The following is a 15,940-nucleotide window of genomic DNA, read 5'->3' as shown; positions in this document are numbered from 1 at the left end:
GCTCTAGGCCTCGCTAATTAAGGAGCTCACGTGCCCAAAATTGACCGCGCATCACGCGCCCGCCGTTCCGGCGTTGTCATCACGTCCACCATCGCGCTCGCACTCGGCGGCGCGGCGATCGTGGCGCCGTCTTCCGCCGCGGCTGAAAACGTTCGCTATACCGACACGCAAGAACCTGTCGCGCCGAAGCAGTCCGAGCTCAACAGCAAGGCGCTGACCTGTGGCGTCCAGCTCACTGACGAGGTTTCGTTGAACTCGGGCCTTAGCTACGAACGACGTGTGCCGGGCGAGGCGATCAAGACCGACCGTAACTTCGGCCTCCAGGTCAAGGCGGACACCTCCGGCGAGCGCACTTTTAACTTTTTGAATGTCGTCGACGGCCCGAACAACCCGCCGATTTCGAGCAGAACGGTAACACTTTCCCCGCTGCAGCCGGGCGAGACGATCGGTAGACCCGCGACGGGGTCCGTGAACTACGTCCAGGACGTGCCCAAGATGGTCATCGATCCGCCGGCACGCGGCCAGACGGCCCGGACGTTCAGAACGGAGATGAATCTCACCGAGGGCCAGGTGAATCAGATCGCCAACGGTGGCATGACCATCGGGTGGAAGGGCCAGTACAACAATGACTGGAAGGCAGATTACGGCTACTTCTTCTCTGACAGTGGCGAATTTCATGTCAACGGCGTTGTCAACCCGTGGCCGAGCGAGAACGCTGACTGCACCCCGATCACCATCGACTGGGCCGACCAGCTGGATAACGAGAAAGATAATTACGAAGCCACGGTCATCAACCCCGGCGTGGAGGTGAAGGTCGGTACCGTCTCCGCAGACGATGACTCCCTTGAGCGCCTCCGCTTCATCGCGAAAAATCCGAAGGCCAAGGATCCGAAGGACAGCGAGGTTCCGGGTAAGATCACCCGCAGGGGCAACGACATCTACTGGGAGATGGCGGACTACATCAAGGACGAGCCCAAATACACGAAGACGGACGAGATCACGTTCGAGATGATCGCGCTGCCGCGCGACTTGGCGGGATTGAAGACGGCTGCCGAAGAGAACGGCAGCGATCCGGGGACGGTTTACAACTCCAGCCTCGCGCCCGAGCGTTACCGTTCGCCCGAAACCATCGCGACGAAAACCTTCGATATCGACGACGCGAAGAATCACGACCCGAACTACGACTCCCGCCAACAGAACATCACTTCTGGTGTTGCGGACAACGCTCCGACCGACGAGCGTCAAACCCGCACCTTCTCCAACGTCCCCGATTCCAACGGCGACACGCTCGCAGACCTGGTGGAGAAGTACAACGCGCGAATCGAGCTTGACGACTCGAACATCTACGAGGGCTGGGACGCGTACTTCCGTGATCCGGATAACGGCGACTACACCGTGGTCGTTGAGTCCCCTGCGGGTACTGATGCACGCCCGGGCAGCTTCGCCCAGCCGATTGTGAAGGTGACCTACTCCAATGGCACGCAGGACATCATTCCGCTGCTGGTCATCGTCGACCCGAACAACACCCAGACCACTGACGTGGTCTACCCGCCTGCGACCATCCGTGGAAAGATCGGCGAGAAGATGACGTCGGCAGCGCCGACGCTCAAGCGCGTGATCGGCAAGAACCAAAAGCCGGTTAAGCCTGCGTCCTACACGGTTGACCCGGCCACTGTGCCTGCAGGGTGGACCATCAACGTAGCCGGAGACGGCACCGTGACCGCAACCTCGCCCGCAGATGCGAAGGCGGGCGACATGGCTAGCCCGAGGATCATCGCGACGTACCCCGACGGCACTATCGACGAGCAGGAGCTGAGTTTCCTTGTCGGCGACTACAAATCCATCTATGACCCGTCCTACCCGGTGGAGGTGACAAAGCCCGAGGCCCCCGTCACTCACCAAATTCAGAACGCTCCGGAGGGGTCGACGTTTGCGCTGAATGCAACCAGTGTCGACGACTGGACCTACGAGATCGACCCCAACACTGGTGCCGTCACCGTCACCCCGCCTGCAGGTGCGCAGGGCGGCGATCGGAAGGCCAACACCGTCACCGTCACCTACCCGGACGGCACTACCGACACTGTGCCGGTAGATACCGTCGTCGCTCACTCCTTCAAATACGAGGCGGAACCGCGCTACCCGGAGGAAACCGCGTACCCGGGTGAGCAAATCACCTCCCCGCTGAGCGTGGATAAGCCGGACGAAGTCGGATACGCCTCGGAGAAACCGTTCGTCATTGTTCCGGGAGCCAACTTCACCGCTACCGGTAAGAACAACGAGTTCGGTAACCCGACCTACAAGGTTGCCACCGCCAACGGCGAGTGGACTGTGAGCCTGGACGATAAGGGCAACGTCATCTCCCAGATTCCGGAGACTGCGAAGGAGGGCGACACAGTTTCCGTCCCAGTGACGGTGACCTACGAGGACAAATCCACCGACGAAACCACGGCTGTCATCACCATCGAGGACAACCCGACTCGTGAGGTCCCGTTCGGCGTGGAATACGTCTACGATCCCGCCCTTTCGGCAGGTACGTACGAGGTTGAAACCGAGGGCGTTGCGGGCGTAGAAAAGCAGCAGCGCGACGGCACCTGGAAGCGCACCGCGGAGCCGAAGAACGAGGTCGTACGGGTGGGCACGAAGCCGGCTACCGCGTCCAAGGATGTGACCTGGACCGCCCCGATCCCGTACAGCACCACCACCCGCCCGAACCCGAAACTCGCGCCCGGTGAGCAGAAGGTGGTTCAGCAGGGCGTGAATGGCGAGCGCACCTACACCGCCAAGTTCACCTCGACCGGTGACCAGGCTGCAGTCGTTGAGACCGAGGACACAAAGGACCCGGTCGAGGAGATCATCGAGTACGGCCCGCGCCTGGACGATCAGGAGCTGGTCACCGAGACCACCCGAAAGATCCCGTTCGACACCCAGATCATTTCGGATGACACGTTGGCGGCGGGTACGCAGGTCGTCGATAAGCAGGGCGTCGTCGGCGAAGAAACCGTGACCTCGAAGCAGAAGCTTGTCGACGGCAAGCCCTCCGGTGACCCGGTGGTCGAGACCACCATCGTGACCCAGAAGGAGGATGCTGTCATCCGTGTGGGCACGAAGACTGAGGGGTCGAACACGGTTGAGCACACGGAGCCGGTGCCGTACGAGACGAAGGTTGAGTACGACCCGGAGATGCCGGCTGGCACCTACGAGGTCGTGACACCGGGTAAGGCTGGTGAGAAGACCGTCAAGGTGACTCAGACCATCGTCAACAGCGAGGTCACCGACACCCAGCGCGACGAGAAGGTGACCTCCCAGCCGACCACTGAGGTGATCAAGGTCGGCACCAAGCAGGCGACTGCTACCGACAAGGTTGAGTGGACCGAGCCGATTCCGTTCTCGACGGTTGTGCGTCCGAACCCGGATTTGAAGCCGGGTGAGGTCAAGACCGTTCAGGAGGGCAAGAACGGCGAGGCGAAGTACACCGCGACGTTTGAGGGCACCAATGGCCAGGCCACGGTGACCGAGTCGAAGGATCGCACTGAGCCGACCGACAAGATTGTTGAGTACGGTCCGACGATTGCGGACCAGACGCTGACCACGACGACGACGAACCCGGTGCCGTTTAACACGACATTTGTGGCGGATCCGACGCTGCCTGCGGGTGAGCAGGTCGTCGATAAGCAGGGCGAGAACGGTGTGGACACCGTGACTGCGACGCAGGAGATCAAGGACGGCAAGCCGGTTGGCGAGCCGAAGGTGACCACTGAGCGCACCAAGGAGCCGGTCAACGCCGTCGTTCGCGTGGGCACGAAGACCGAGGGCCAGGCCGTGAACACCTACGAGACGGAGATTCCGTTCTCGGTCAAGGTTGTGTATGACCCGAACCTTGCTCCGGGCGAGTCCAAGGTGACCCAGGAGGGTAAGCCGGGCACGAAGAAGGTCACGATCACTCAGCCGGTGGTCAACTCCGCGCAGAATGGTGAGGCGACCGTTTCTGAGACAACGGTGACTGAGCCGACCGAGCAGATTGTCACCGTGGGTACGAAGCCGGACGAGGCGACGAACACCGCGACCTGGACGGCCCAGGTTCCGTTCAAGACGGTTGTGCGCGCGAACCCGGATCTGAAGCCGGGCGAGGTCAAGACCGTCCAGGAGGGCGAGTACGGCAAGAAGAAGTTCACCGCCGACTTCTCTTCTGTGGGTGCTGACTCCAAGGTGGACACCAAGGAGGAGCAGACCAAGGAGCCGAAGGACCAGATCATTGAGTACGGACCGACGATCGATGATCAGACGCTGACGTCTGAGACGACGCGTCCCGTCGAGTTCGAGACCGAGTTCATTCTCGACGAGACACTGCCCGCGGGCGAGCAGAAGGTCGACCAGCAGGGCGAAAACGGCGAGGAGACGATCACCTCGACCCAGGAGATCAAGGACGGCAAGCCGGTTGGCGAGCCGACCATTACCACCGAGGTGACGAAGCCGGTAAAGAAGGCGATCATCCGCGTCGGTACGAAGCCGGAGACAACGACGGTGCCGACTACCACGACGGCGACCACTACTGAGAAGTCCACGACCACCGAAACGACGCGCGTTGAGGTGCCGACCACCATCACCACCGCGACGCCGACGACTGTCGTGTCCACGACCACCAAGGCTGGCATGCCGACCACGGTGACTGAGACGAAGGACGTTCCGACGACGGTCACCACGCGGGTGCCGACCACCGTTGCGACGACGGTCCCGACCACGGTGAAGCAGATCGAGACGACAACTTCGACCGTGGTGCCTTCGCCAGTGACGTCCACCGTGACGCAGCAGCCCAAGCCGGTGAACGTGACTGAGACCGTGGTGCTTCCGTTTACCACCCAGATTGTCTTCGACCCATCGCTCGAGCCGGGCCAGGAGATCGAGGATGTCGCAGGTGTGGACGGCAAGGTCCAGGTCACTGTGGCCGACGGCAAGTCCAAGGTTGAAACGGTGACAAACCCGGTGCAGCGCGTTGTACGCGTCGGCAGCAAGCCGGCTGATGGCGTCGAGTGGACCGAGGAGACCCCGTTCAAGGTGACCGTCGTCCTCGATGCCCAACTCGAGGCTGGCAAGTACGAGACGGTGCAAGAAGGCAAGCCGGGCCGGGTGATTCACCGCGCCGACGGCACGGAGGAGACCACTGCGGCGACCGACCACATCATCAAGGTCGGTACGTACAAGGTGATAACCAACCCGTTTGAGTTCACCTCAGTGCAGCCCTTCGGCACCACCGTCCGCCCGAACTTCAAGCTTGAACCGGGCGAGCGGAAGATCGTGCAGGAAGGCAAGGCCGGCCTTGTCCGCTACAGGATCGACATCAAGACCGGTGAGGTAGTCAAGCTCGAGGACTCGGCGGCGGTTGAACGTATCGTCGAGTACGGTCCGGACGATTCGGACGACAAGGCTGTCACCACTGTGACCCGTCCGGTGCCGTTCGACACCGAAGTCATCGAGGACCCGAACCTGCCTGAGGGCACCCAGGTCATTGCCCAGGGGGAGGTTGGTGAGGAAGTCGTCACCACCGTCCAGGGGCTGAAGGATGGCAGGCCGTTCGGTGATCCGATCACCACGGCCAAGCAGACGGTCGCACCCACGAACGCGGTCATCCGCGTCGGCACCAAGAAGCCGGACGCACCGCAGCCGCTGCCGGACTTCGAGCGGATCGTCGAGCTTCCGTTCACCACCAAGATTGTCTGGGATCCAACGCTTGAACCGGGCGTCGAGGTTGAGGACGTCAAGGGCGCCGCAGGCCAGGTGAAGATCCAGGTTGTCAATGGTGAGCCCACGGTGAACACGGTCAAGGAGCCGGTCCAGCGCGTTGTCCGCGTGGGCAGCAAGCCGGCAGACGATGTGGAGTGGGCGGAGGAGATCCCGTTCCAGGTGCAGGTGCGCCAGAACCCGGAGCTCACCCGTGGCGAGTCGCGCGTTGTTCAGGACGGCGTGCCGGGCCTGAAGCGCTACGTCAACGGCAAGGGCGAGGTTGTCACCGAGCCGGTCGACTACATCTTCGAGATCGGCACGAAGGACCTCGTAGCCGAATTGACGTACAGCCCTGTGACGCTGCGCCCGGGGCAGACGGCGGATGTTGAGCCCTCCACCGGCCACGTTGAGGGCAACAGGTACCGCAAGCTCGAATGGCCGGAAGGCTGGGAAGGCAGCGTTGACCCGGATACCGGCAAGCTGCGCGTGACGCCGCCGGCGGACGCCAAGCCTGGCACGAAGGTGAAGCTGCCTGTCGAGGTCACCGATGCGAACGGCAACACTTCCAGTGTTGAAATGGAAGTCACCATTGCGGATGGTGAAGCCGTTCCGACGCCGGAGGACGACAAGGCCTCCTCCGACAAGGCACGTCGCTGCCTGGCTAACGCGTTCGCCGCAAACAGCCCGTTCCTGTGGCTGCTGCCGCTAGGCATCCTCGGCGCGGTGGGCTACGGCGTCAACGAGGCGTTCGGTCCGCAGATCCAGCAGCTCAACGCGCGGTTCGACGAAGCGGTTCGCCGCAACATGCCGGACTTCGGTGTCGGCCACGGCGTTGAGAAGCCGGAGTTTGTCCGCGAGATCGAGGGTCAGGTCAACGCGATCAACCAGCGCTTCGCCCCGGTGGCGGAGCAGCTGCAGCCGGCCGGCATCGCACTCGGCGCGATTGCGCTGCTCTCGCTTACCGGCGTGCTGGTGGCGCAGGCGTGCTCCGAGGACGGCTTTGACAACGGGCTGACCGTGCTCGGCTCCTCGAAGGATGACAACACTGCTGAGTCAGCGAGGTCCTCGAAGAAGTAGGGCACACCCCCTCGCGTGATAAACCGCCCCGGTGACGTTGGGTCGCCGGGGCGGTTTTTGCGTCCATAAGCAATTGCCCCCGTGACTTTAATTCGGGGAGCACCGTGTGGATCCGGCGAGATCGTCGTACCTTAAAGGTGTCATATTCCAGTGAAAAGGAGCCCCCGTGAAACGGTCCACCCTGCCCGCGCTCGCACTTGCGCTGGCGCTTCCGCTCGCCGCCGTCCAAATCGCACCCCTGCCAGAGGCGGACGCGCAAACCGCAACAGTCAACGTGAACTCCACAGAAGTGCGCGCTCGGCTCGCCGCGCAGGCGATCGAGGAGATGATCAACGAGTACCGTGAAACAAACGGCCTGCACCCGCTAGTCACGCACAAGCTTTACGACGAGCAAGCGCTCGCCTGGTCACGACATATGATCGCTGACCAGGACGATCCCCACTGGGGCAAGCCACAGTACGACTCGAAGGGGCCATGGTCGCGCCCGGGTCCTTCCGCCACTCGGACATGCAAAAGTGGGGGCACTCCGGCGAGAACATCATCGTCCAGGGGTACTACGCGGACACCGACTCTGAGTGGAAGCGGGTGGCGGAGCAACTGTTCGAGGGCTGGCGTAACTCCCCGGTCCACAACGAAAACCTGCTGCGCGCGGACGCCCAGGGTATGGGCATCGGGCTCGTGCGCGACGAGGATGGCAATGTGTGGGGGACCACCATGTTCTTCATCGACGCGATCCCCGTCAACGTGCAAGGCAGGGGAGAGGCACAACTCGCCCCTGACGGCGTGACGCAATCCGCCAAGAAGAGCGACGCGCCGTTCTATGTCCCCGAGGGTGCCAGGCAGCGGCTCGGGGTTGGTGCGGTTGCGCAACCGCGGGATACCAAGGGGTACGCCGTCACGTACGACATCGTCGAGGGCTCGGGCAAGGATGCGCTCCGTTTCCGGGTGCTGCGCACATCCGCCAACGGCAAACTTGTGCTGGACAAGGCCGCCTCTGCCGCCCGAGGCCTGGACCCCGCGGCGGGCGGGACGGTGGGAGGCACGTCGACGCAGAAGACGGAAAAGACCTCATCGGCACAGATCCCGCTCGCACCGACGTCGGTAGCGCAGCCGTCCATGACACCGTCTGTGCCCGAACTCCCGCCGGCACCGAAGCCGACCCCGACTTTGAAAGAGGTTGTGCCGAAGACCGGAGGGACGTCGACAGCCGCCGCGACGGCGACCGCAACCGCGACCGCGACCGCGAGCGAGAGGGCGACGGCGGCTGCGACGAACTCGACGACCGCACAGCAGCCAACCGAGGAGCAGCCCGCTCCGGCGGATGAGCAATCCAGCAGCACCGTTGGCATCGTCGTCGGTGTCGTCGCGGCGCTGCTGGTCGCCCTCGGCGCGGCTGCGGTGGCACTGCCGGTGGTTGCGCCGGACCTGGCTGCGCAGCTGGGGCTTCCGCGCATCGGCTAACCCTCCGGCGGAGGGTCCGCGGGAGGATGAACACGCGCTTAGTGGCATTGGTTTCCAATTGACGCCCGGGGATGAATGCCCCTGAGCTGGCGGTATCTTGGTGTCACCTAAAATTCACCTGAGCGTCTCCTGGAGGAAACGTAGTCGGCGTAGCTTGCCAGCTGGTTGAAAAACCGGCATCTAACCGCTCGTTACTCAAGGAACCTTCTCATGCGTTTCCCGTTTAAGGCAGCCGCGACCGTGGTCAGCGTATCTGCGCTGGCTATGGCGAACCTGCCCACTTCCATTGCTGCTCCGGAGCAGAATTTCAACGGTAAAGACACCTGCATCACCATCGACGGCGAGGGCAACGTCGTTGCCCCGCAGCCGGGCGACTGCACCCAGTTTGGCAAGGGCGGCCAGGGCAACTCCGATGCTCAGGCCCGCAACGTCATCTTCATCCTGGGCGACGGCATGGGCCACCAGGAAATCACCGCGGCCCGCAACTACCTCAAGGGCGCAAACGGCCGATTCGAAGGCCTGGATGAGCTCACCGCGTCGGGCGCGTACACCACGTTCGCTGTCGGTGAGGACGGCAAGCGCCAGTACGTGACCGACTCCGCTGCGTCCGCCACCGGCTGGTCCACCGGCGCGAAGACCTACAACCGTGCGCTCTCCGTGGACATCACGGGCAAGCCGCATGAGAACCTCCTGGAAATGGCCAAGAACGCCGGTATGCGCACTGGTAACGTCTCCACCGCTGAGATCCAGGACGCAACCCCGGGCGCGATGCACTCCCACATCTCCCAGCGCGGCTACTACGCGCCGTCGGGAGAGAAGAAGGTTGTGCAGGGAGCGGAGGCGCGCGAGAACGGCGGTCTGGGCTCCATCTCCGAGCAGATCATTGATACCCGCGCCGACGTCACCCTCGGCGGCGGCCGCAAGTACTTCGACACCGAGGTGCAGGCCGGCGGTGAGAACCGCAACCCGTTCCTCACCGAAAAGAACGACGGCGGCGCCGAGTGGGAGGCGGGCAAGACCGTTCGCGACAACGCCATTGCCAAGGGCTACCAGGTCGTCGACGACCAGGCTGGTCTGGACGGCATCACCAAGGCAGACCAGAACTCCCCGGTGCTGGGCCTGTTCAACGACGGCAACATGACCCGTCGCTACAACCAGACCGTCCCGGGCGTCGCCGAGGAGCAGCAGCCGCAGTCTTGCACGCTGCAGGACACCGGCAACGAGCCGACCGCTGCCGAGATGACGAAGAAAGCTATCGAGCTTCTCGACGACCCCTCCGCCGACAAGGGCTTCTTCCTGCAGGTCGAATCCGCTTCCATTGACAAGGCGGACCACGCCGCCGACGCCTGCGGCCTCATCGGCGAGACTGAGCAGATCGACGAGGTGATTAAAGAAGCCCTCGACTTTGCCAAGAAGGACAAGAACACCCTCATCGTGGTCACCGCAGACCACGCGCACACCGCGGAGATCGTCCCAGACGGCGAGCCGTCCGTCGCTGCCGTGACCCGCCTGACCTCGCCCAAGGACAACGGTGCGGTCATGTCCGTCGCCTTCGGCACCCAGCCATGGGAGGTTGTCGACGGGGACCTGAAGACCGGCTCCATGATGCACACCGGCACCCAGGTGCGCATCGCGGGCTACGGGCCGGGCTCCGAGAACGTCAACGGCCAGCTGGATCAGACCGACGCCTTCTACGTCATGGCGAACGCGCTGCGCCTCAACGGCGGCACCCCGGGCGGCCAACAGCCGTGGGAGATTGCGAAGGGCAACAAGGTGCAGTCGCTGGCGAACCGTCGACAGGCGAAGCCCGGCAATGAGCTGTGCTACCTCGTCTCTGCTGGCACCGCGCCGAAGGTAGGGGAGTGCTCCCAGTTCGGCGCCAAGGGCCAAGAGCTTGACAAGTCCAAGGCCAAGAACGTGGTGCTGCTGATCGGCGACGGTACGGGCGACTCCGAGATCACCGCGGCGCGCAACTACCTCAAGGGCTCCGCCGGCCGCCTCGAGGGCCTGGACAACCTGGATTACACCGGTTACCTGACCACCTTCGCGCTGGATAAAGAGACCGGCCTTCCCAACTACGTCACCGACTCGGCAGCGTCCGGCACCGCGTGGAACTCCGGCGTGAAAACGTACAACGGCGCCATCGGCGTAGACAACGCAGGCAAGCCTGTCGCCACCATCGGCGAGCTGGCCAAGGCCAAGGGCATGAAGATCGGCAACGTCACCACCGCCGAGATCCAGGACGCCACCCCGGCAGCCTTCGCTGCCCACGCGCTAAACCGCTCCTACTACGCGCCGTCCGGCGATCTTAAGCCTGCCAAGGGTGAGCAGCTGCGCGAGAACGGCGGCCTTGGCTCCATCTCCGAGCAGATCGTCGACCTGCGTGCCGACGTCACCTTGGGCGGCGGCCGCAAGTACTTCGACGCCGAGGTGAAGCAGGGCGGCCAGTGGGGCGAAAACGGCAACACCTGGACTGCAGGCAAGTCCGTCCTGGATAACGCCAAGGACAACGGCTACCAGGTTGTCACCAACGCTTCCGAGCTCAACGCCATTGCGGAGGCCAACGCCGATAAGCCGGTGCTGGGCCTGTTCTCCGGCGGCAACATGCCGCGTGTGCTGAACCAGTCCATCCCGACCACCGACGGCGGCGACCAGGCGCCCGCAACCTGTGTGGCCAACCCGGAGTTCACCGCTGAGACCCCGCGCCTGTCCGCCATGACCACCAAGGCACTGGAGCTGCTGCAGAACGACAACGGCTTCCTGCTGCAGGTCGAGTCCGCATCCCCGGACAAGGCTGACCACCAGGCGGACGCCTGCGGCCTGATCGGTGAGGTCGGCCAGCTCGACGAGGCTGTCCAGGCCGTGCAGAACTGGGTGAACAAGACCGGTGAGGAAACCCTCATCGTCGCCACCGCCGACCACGCCCACACCGCCCAGATCACCTACGAGGGCGGCAACACCGCCGGCCGCGTCACGCAGCTGACCACCGTTGAGGGCTCCACCATGGCCGTCAACTTCGCCACCGCAAAGAGCAACGAGGATGCCGTTGCCCTGGGTGGCCAGGAGCACACCGGTTCGCAACTGCGTGTGGCCGCATCCGGCCCGGGCGCGGCCAACGTCACCGGCCAGATCGACCAGACGGACCTGTTCTTCCTGGTCAACAACGCCCTCGGCATCGACGGCATCAACCACGGCCTCACCTTCGACAACAAGATGAAGCCCGTCGAGGCCAAGCCGGAGGACACCAAGCCCGCTGAGCCCAAGCCGGAGGACACCAACCCGGCGGCCTCCGCGGAGGGTTCCTCGGCATCCAACCCGCTGCTGACCGTCATCCTGGCGCTGTCGGCTGTGCTCGGCCTGGTCTCGCTGATCGCGCTGGTCTTCCCGTTCGCGGTCGACTCCGTGCTCGGCCCGGTTGCCAAGTTCTAACTGCCTGGCATCGACACGCCCCGCCCTCCCGGTTCTGGTCGCAAACCCGGGGGTGGCGGGGCGTTTAGGGCACAAGGCCTGGGTCGCGCTGCACAGGCCGCACTGCCTCAGCCGCATCATCTCAGACTCCGCCCGTGGCTGAGAAAGGGCACATAAGGCAGCCAAACGCAAAAACCCGCCACACAGGCGGGTTTTCTATGGTCGGGATAACAGGATTTGAACCTGCGACCTCTTCGTCCCGAACGAAGCGCGCTACCAAGCTGCGCCATATCCCGGTTGTATCTCGGGCGCTTGCCCTCGGTACTCGGAACACAATACCCCCGGCTGGCGCGTGGGACAAAACAGCTGGCCAGGGGCGGCAAGCTCCCAGCCGATTACCGCTTTTCCACTACGCGGAGCAGCGTCGCGGACGGCGGGCAGAACAGTCGCACGGGCGCGTACTTGGACTGTCCCAGGCCGTTGGAAACTTCCATCCACATCCTGCCGTACGGGTGCAGTCCGGAGGCCCGTTCCCGGTCGATGTCCGCGTTGGTCACAATGGCACGGCCACCAGGCAGGCAGATTTGCCCGCCGTGCGTGTGGCCTGCGAGGGCAAGCTGGTAGCCGTCCGCCTCGAACGCGTCCAGCACCCGTCGGTACGGCGCGTGCAGCAGCCCGATAGACAGGTCTGCGTCAACGTTGGGCGCTCCTGCAACACGCGAGTAGTCGTCTAGCTCGTGGTGCGGGTCGTCCACGCCGGTGAGCGCGAGGCGGACGTCGGAAGCCTTGAACTCGAGGCGCTGGTGGGTGGCGTCGCGCCAGCCGCGCTCGATGAACGCGGCGCGCATGCCCTCCCACGGCAGGTCCTCATAGGACGGCTCGCGCTTCGCGCCGGTGAGGTACTTCGCCGGGTTCACCGGCCGTGGGGCCCAGTAATCGTTGGTGCCGAAGACGAATGCGCCCGGACGGTTGAGCAGCGGCCCCAGCGCGTCTATCACCCACGGCACCCCGCCCTTGTCGGAGAGGTTGTCCCCGGTGTTGACCACAAGGTCCGGCTCCAGTGTGTCGAGGCCGGAGACGAACTCCACCTTCTTGCGCTGCCCTGGGATCATGTGCAGATCGGAAACATGGAGGATGCGAAACTCGTCGCGTCCCCGTAGTACGCCCGGCTCCAGCAGCGGCAGTTCGTACTCGCGCAGGTGAAAGTTGTCGCGCTGCGCGAACCCCCACGCGAGCGCGGATGCGCCTGCGGAAATGCCAAGTGCCCCAATTCCTGTCAACTTCTTCATCGGCACCACTGTAACCTCGCTGCCATGAGTGCATTGAAAGACCAGATCCGTGCAGACCTCAAAGAAGCCATGAAGGCGAAGGAAAAGGACCGCACCGGCACTATCCGTATGCTGCTGGCCGCGATCCAGACGGCTGAGACCGAGGGGTCCAAGCACGAGGTGGACGACGCGGAGATTCAGAAAATCATCGCCCGCGAGATCAAGAAGCGCCGCGAGTCCGCGGAAATCTACACCACCAACGGCCGCGAGGACCTCGCCGAGACTGAGCTCGCCGAGGCGAAGGTCCTCGAGGCGTACCAGCCCAAGCAGCTCGATGACGCCGAGCTCGCGCAGCTTATCGACGAAGCTATCGCCGAGACCGGCGCCGACTCAATGGCCCAAATGGGGCAGGTGATGAAGGCTGCCACGGCCAAGGCCGAGGGCCGCGCCGACGGCAAGCGCATTTCGGAAGCGGTGAAATCCCGCTTGGGTTAGGGGTTGGAGAAGACGTCGGCGATCGCATCGCGGGCGTCGGTAAGCGATTGCTCGATCCCGCCGAAGTCGAGCGGGGCGGCGGGACTCGGTGAGGGCGGGGCAGCCGGCGGTGAGGGCGCGGCGGGCGCGGCCGGAGGTGTTGCCGTGTTGGCGCTGGGCGGGGTGCCGTTACCGTCGGAAATGTTCAACGTGACGGTATTGCCTGGCCCGTCCTGGATCGCCGACACCACCGTGCCAGCGGGGGAGCCGCTGCCGTAGACGGTGTTCACCACAACGGTGTAGCCCTGCGACTCCAACTGGGATTTCGCCGCCGAGGAGTACTGTCCCACCACCGCGTCGAGGGCCGTGCGCATCGTCCCGCGCTCGTAGACCGCATTGGTCGGGGGGAGGCCCCCTGTTGCCGCTCCTGGGACTCCCGCCGCGGCCTGGAACCACGTGTCCGCCGCCTCGTTTCCCCCGAACAGGGTGCCGTACGGGCACTGTCGCACCGGGGCGGTGCACAGCGGGGTGGACTGGGTGCCGTCGTTGTAGATGTACGGCGCGGCCGCCATGCCGCGGGTGAAACCCAAAAACGCCGTGGACTGGTGGGACTCCGTCGTACCCGTCTTCGCTGCGGTCAGAGCGGACCAGCCGTTGTTGCGGGCGGAGGCTGCCGCAGTGCCTTCCGTGGCGTCCTTGGACATGCCCTGCGACAGTGCGCCGGCGACCTCGGGGCTGATGGCTTGCTCGCAGGCGGGGCGGTTGATGAAGACCTGTTTGCCGTGCTCGTCCAGCACCTCCTTGATCGGGTTGGGCTCGCACCAGCGCCCGCCGGAAGCTAGGGTCGCGCCCACGTTGGACAGCTCGAGGGCATTGACCGCTAGCGGGCCCAAGGTGAACGCACCCATGTTTTCTTCTTTCGCGGCCTGCGCGATGGATCGCCCGTCGCCGAACGAGTTCTCGTCCGTGTACGAGCGCAGCCCCAGGCGCACGGCGGTGTCCACCACAGGCGCCACACCGGTTTTCTGGATCAGCTCGATGAAGGTCGTGTTCGGCGACTGGGCCAACGCGTCCTGCAACGTCATGCGGGGCGCGTACACGCCCGCATTTTCCACGCAGTACGCGTCAGGCGGGCAGTTCTCCGCGCCGCCGTCGCCCATCCCGTAGACCACCGAACGCACCGGGGTGTCCAGCATGGTGTTTAGGCCGTAGCCCTGCTCCAGGGCGGTGGCGGCGGTGAAGATCTTGAACACCGAGCCGGCGCCCGCACCCACCAGGGAGGTGGGCTGGGGTAGGACGGTCTGGCTTTGATCCAGGTCCAACCCGTAGAAGCGGGAAGACGCCATGGCCAGGATGTCGCGGGAATCGGCGCCGGGGCGGACGATGTTCATGACTTCCGCCACGCCCGGGGTGTACGGGCTGACGTTGCGGCGCACCGCACCGGTGGCCACCTCCTGCACCGCTGGGTCGAGGGTGGTGGTGATGGTGTAGGACCCGGACTGGATGGTGTCCAAGTCGAGCCCTTTGTCCGCCAGGTAGCGCAGGGCGTAGTCGCACATGAACCCCTTGTCGCCGGCGGTGATGCAGCCCTGTGGCAGGGTGTGCGGCTTGTCCAGGATGCCGAGCGGCGCGCCCGCAAAACGGTCGGCCTCCGCCTGATCCAGGTACCCCTCCGCGGCCATGTTGTTCAGGACGGTGTTGCGGCGTTGCATTGCACCCTCCGGGTTGGTGTAGGGGTTCAAACCCTCCACGGATTGCAGGAGGCCAACGAGCAGGGCCGCCTGCGCCGGGTTGAGCTCGTGTGCGGAGACGTCGAAGTACGTGCGGGCTGCCGCCTCGATGCCGAACGCATGGTTGCCAAAGGAAACGAGGTTGAGGTACCTCGTGAGGATTTCGTCCTTCTCCAGCGTCTTGTCTAAATCGGACGCCATTCGCATCTCCCGCAACTTGCGGGGGATGGACTGCTCGGTGGCTGCGCTGGCTTCCTCCTCGTTCTCTGCATCGACAAGCCACAGGTAGTTCTTCACGTACTGCTGGTTGATTGTGGACGCGCCCTGTTCCACGCCGCCAGCCAGCACGTTCGTCACCATCGCGCGGGCGAATCCCTGCATGTCCACGCCCTCGTGCTGGTAGAAGCGACGGTCCTCTGTGGACACGAGGGCGTCCTTGGCGTACTGGGAGATCCCGGTGCTTGGGACCTCGTAGCGGCGTTGCTTGTAAATCCAGGCCATGGGCTCGCCGTAGGCGTCGTTAATCGTGGTAACGCCGGGAACTTCGCCGTGGGTGAGGTCGGAGAGATTGGATTGCATCGTCTCGTCGGTGCGCGCGATTGCGGCACCGCCTAAACCTGCAATGGGCGCAAGGCAGAGCGCGATGGCCAGCGCGGCCGCAACGAGGGCGGCCAACAGGCTTCCAAGGGATTTCAGTGCGGACACGCCAATACCTTAAATGACGCAACGCGCGCGGGGGAATACAAAAGACCCCCCAAAATTGTGACCCATTCGACAGGAAGATTTTAGCTGTGATTATATTTA

At 64.1% G+C, this 15,940-nt stretch carries 6 protein-coding genes and 1 tRNA gene; 4 read left to right on the top strand and 3 right to left on the bottom strand.

Annotation, left to right across the window (positions count from 1 at the left end; genetic code table 11):
- The first annotated feature begins 30 nt into the window (after positions 1-30).
- The 3 genes from HMA55_RS00410 to HMA55_RS00400 all read left to right on the top strand — a co-directional run bounded on the left by HMA55_RS00410 (position 31) and on the right by HMA55_RS00400 (position 11,685).
- Complete coding sequence (locus HMA55_RS00410; RefSeq protein WP_181191129.1) at positions 31-6,795, top strand: G5 domain-containing protein; 6,765 nt, start codon at positions 31-33, stop codon at positions 6,793-6,795.
- A 474-nt stretch (positions 6,796-7,269) separates the two neighbouring features.
- On the top strand, positions 7,270-8,256 hold the full coding sequence (locus HMA55_RS00405) for a CAP domain-containing protein (protein WP_181191128.1): 987 nt from the start codon (positions 7,270-7,272) through the stop codon (positions 8,254-8,256).
- A gap of 210 nt (positions 8,257-8,466) precedes the next feature.
- The gene (locus HMA55_RS00400) at positions 8,467-11,685 is read left to right on the top strand and encodes an alkaline phosphatase (RefSeq protein ID WP_181191127.1); all 3,219 of its coding nucleotides are present in this window, start codon (positions 8,467-8,469) and stop codon (positions 11,683-11,685) included.
- A 198-nt stretch (positions 11,686-11,883) separates the two neighbouring features.
- Here the strand turns inward: HMA55_RS00400 and HMA55_RS00395 are convergent.
- Together HMA55_RS00395 and HMA55_RS00390 are read right to left on the bottom strand one after the other, a co-directional pair.
- Positions 11,884-11,960 (bottom strand) — tRNA-Pro (locus HMA55_RS00395).
- A gap of 99 nt (positions 11,961-12,059) precedes the next feature.
- Positions 12,060-12,953: a metallophosphoesterase gene (locus HMA55_RS00390; protein WP_181191126.1), complete on the bottom strand. Its 894-nt coding sequence runs from the start codon at positions 12,951-12,953 to the stop codon at positions 12,060-12,062.
- Positions 12,954-12,977: 24 nt separating this feature from the next.
- Between HMA55_RS00390 and HMA55_RS00385 the strand changes: the two genes are divergently transcribed.
- Complete coding sequence (locus HMA55_RS00385) at positions 12,978-13,427, top strand: GatB/YqeY domain-containing protein (RefSeq protein ID WP_181191125.1); 450 nt, start codon at positions 12,978-12,980, stop codon at positions 13,425-13,427.
- Here the strand turns inward: HMA55_RS00385 and HMA55_RS00380 are convergent.
- A complete protein-coding gene (locus HMA55_RS00380) occupies positions 13,424-15,841 on the bottom strand; it encodes a penicillin-binding protein (RefSeq protein WP_181191124.1) in 2,418 nt (805 codons plus the stop codon). The two genes, HMA55_RS00385 and HMA55_RS00380, sit on opposite strands and share 4 nt — an antisense overlap.
- Between the last annotated feature and the right edge of the window lie 99 nt (positions 15,842-15,940).

The organism is Corynebacterium wankanglinii, from assembly GCF_013601005.1.
GTDB classification, from domain to species: domain Bacteria; phylum Actinomycetota; class Actinomycetes; order Mycobacteriales; family Mycobacteriaceae; genus Corynebacterium; species Corynebacterium wankanglinii.
Note: the sequence above shows the minus strand (reverse complement) of the source record. Positions and strands in the feature narration are given on the sequence as shown.

Excerpts from the sequence above, each read along its gene's own strand:
- HMA55_RS00405 (WP_181191128.1), top strand. The coding sequence starts at position 7,270 with ATGGTCGCGCCCGGGTCCTTCCGCCACTCGGACATGCAAAAGTGGGGG.
- HMA55_RS00400 (WP_181191127.1), top strand. The coding sequence starts at position 8,467 with ATGCGTTTCCCGTTTAAGGCAGCCGCGACCGTGGTCAGCGTATCTGCG.
- HMA55_RS00390 (WP_181191126.1), bottom strand. The coding sequence starts at position 12,953 with ATGAAGAAGTTGACAGGAATTGGGGCACTTGGCATTTCCGCAGGCGCA.
- HMA55_RS00385 (WP_181191125.1), top strand. The coding sequence starts at position 12,978 with ATGAGTGCATTGAAAGACCAGATCCGTGCAGACCTCAAAGAAGCCATG.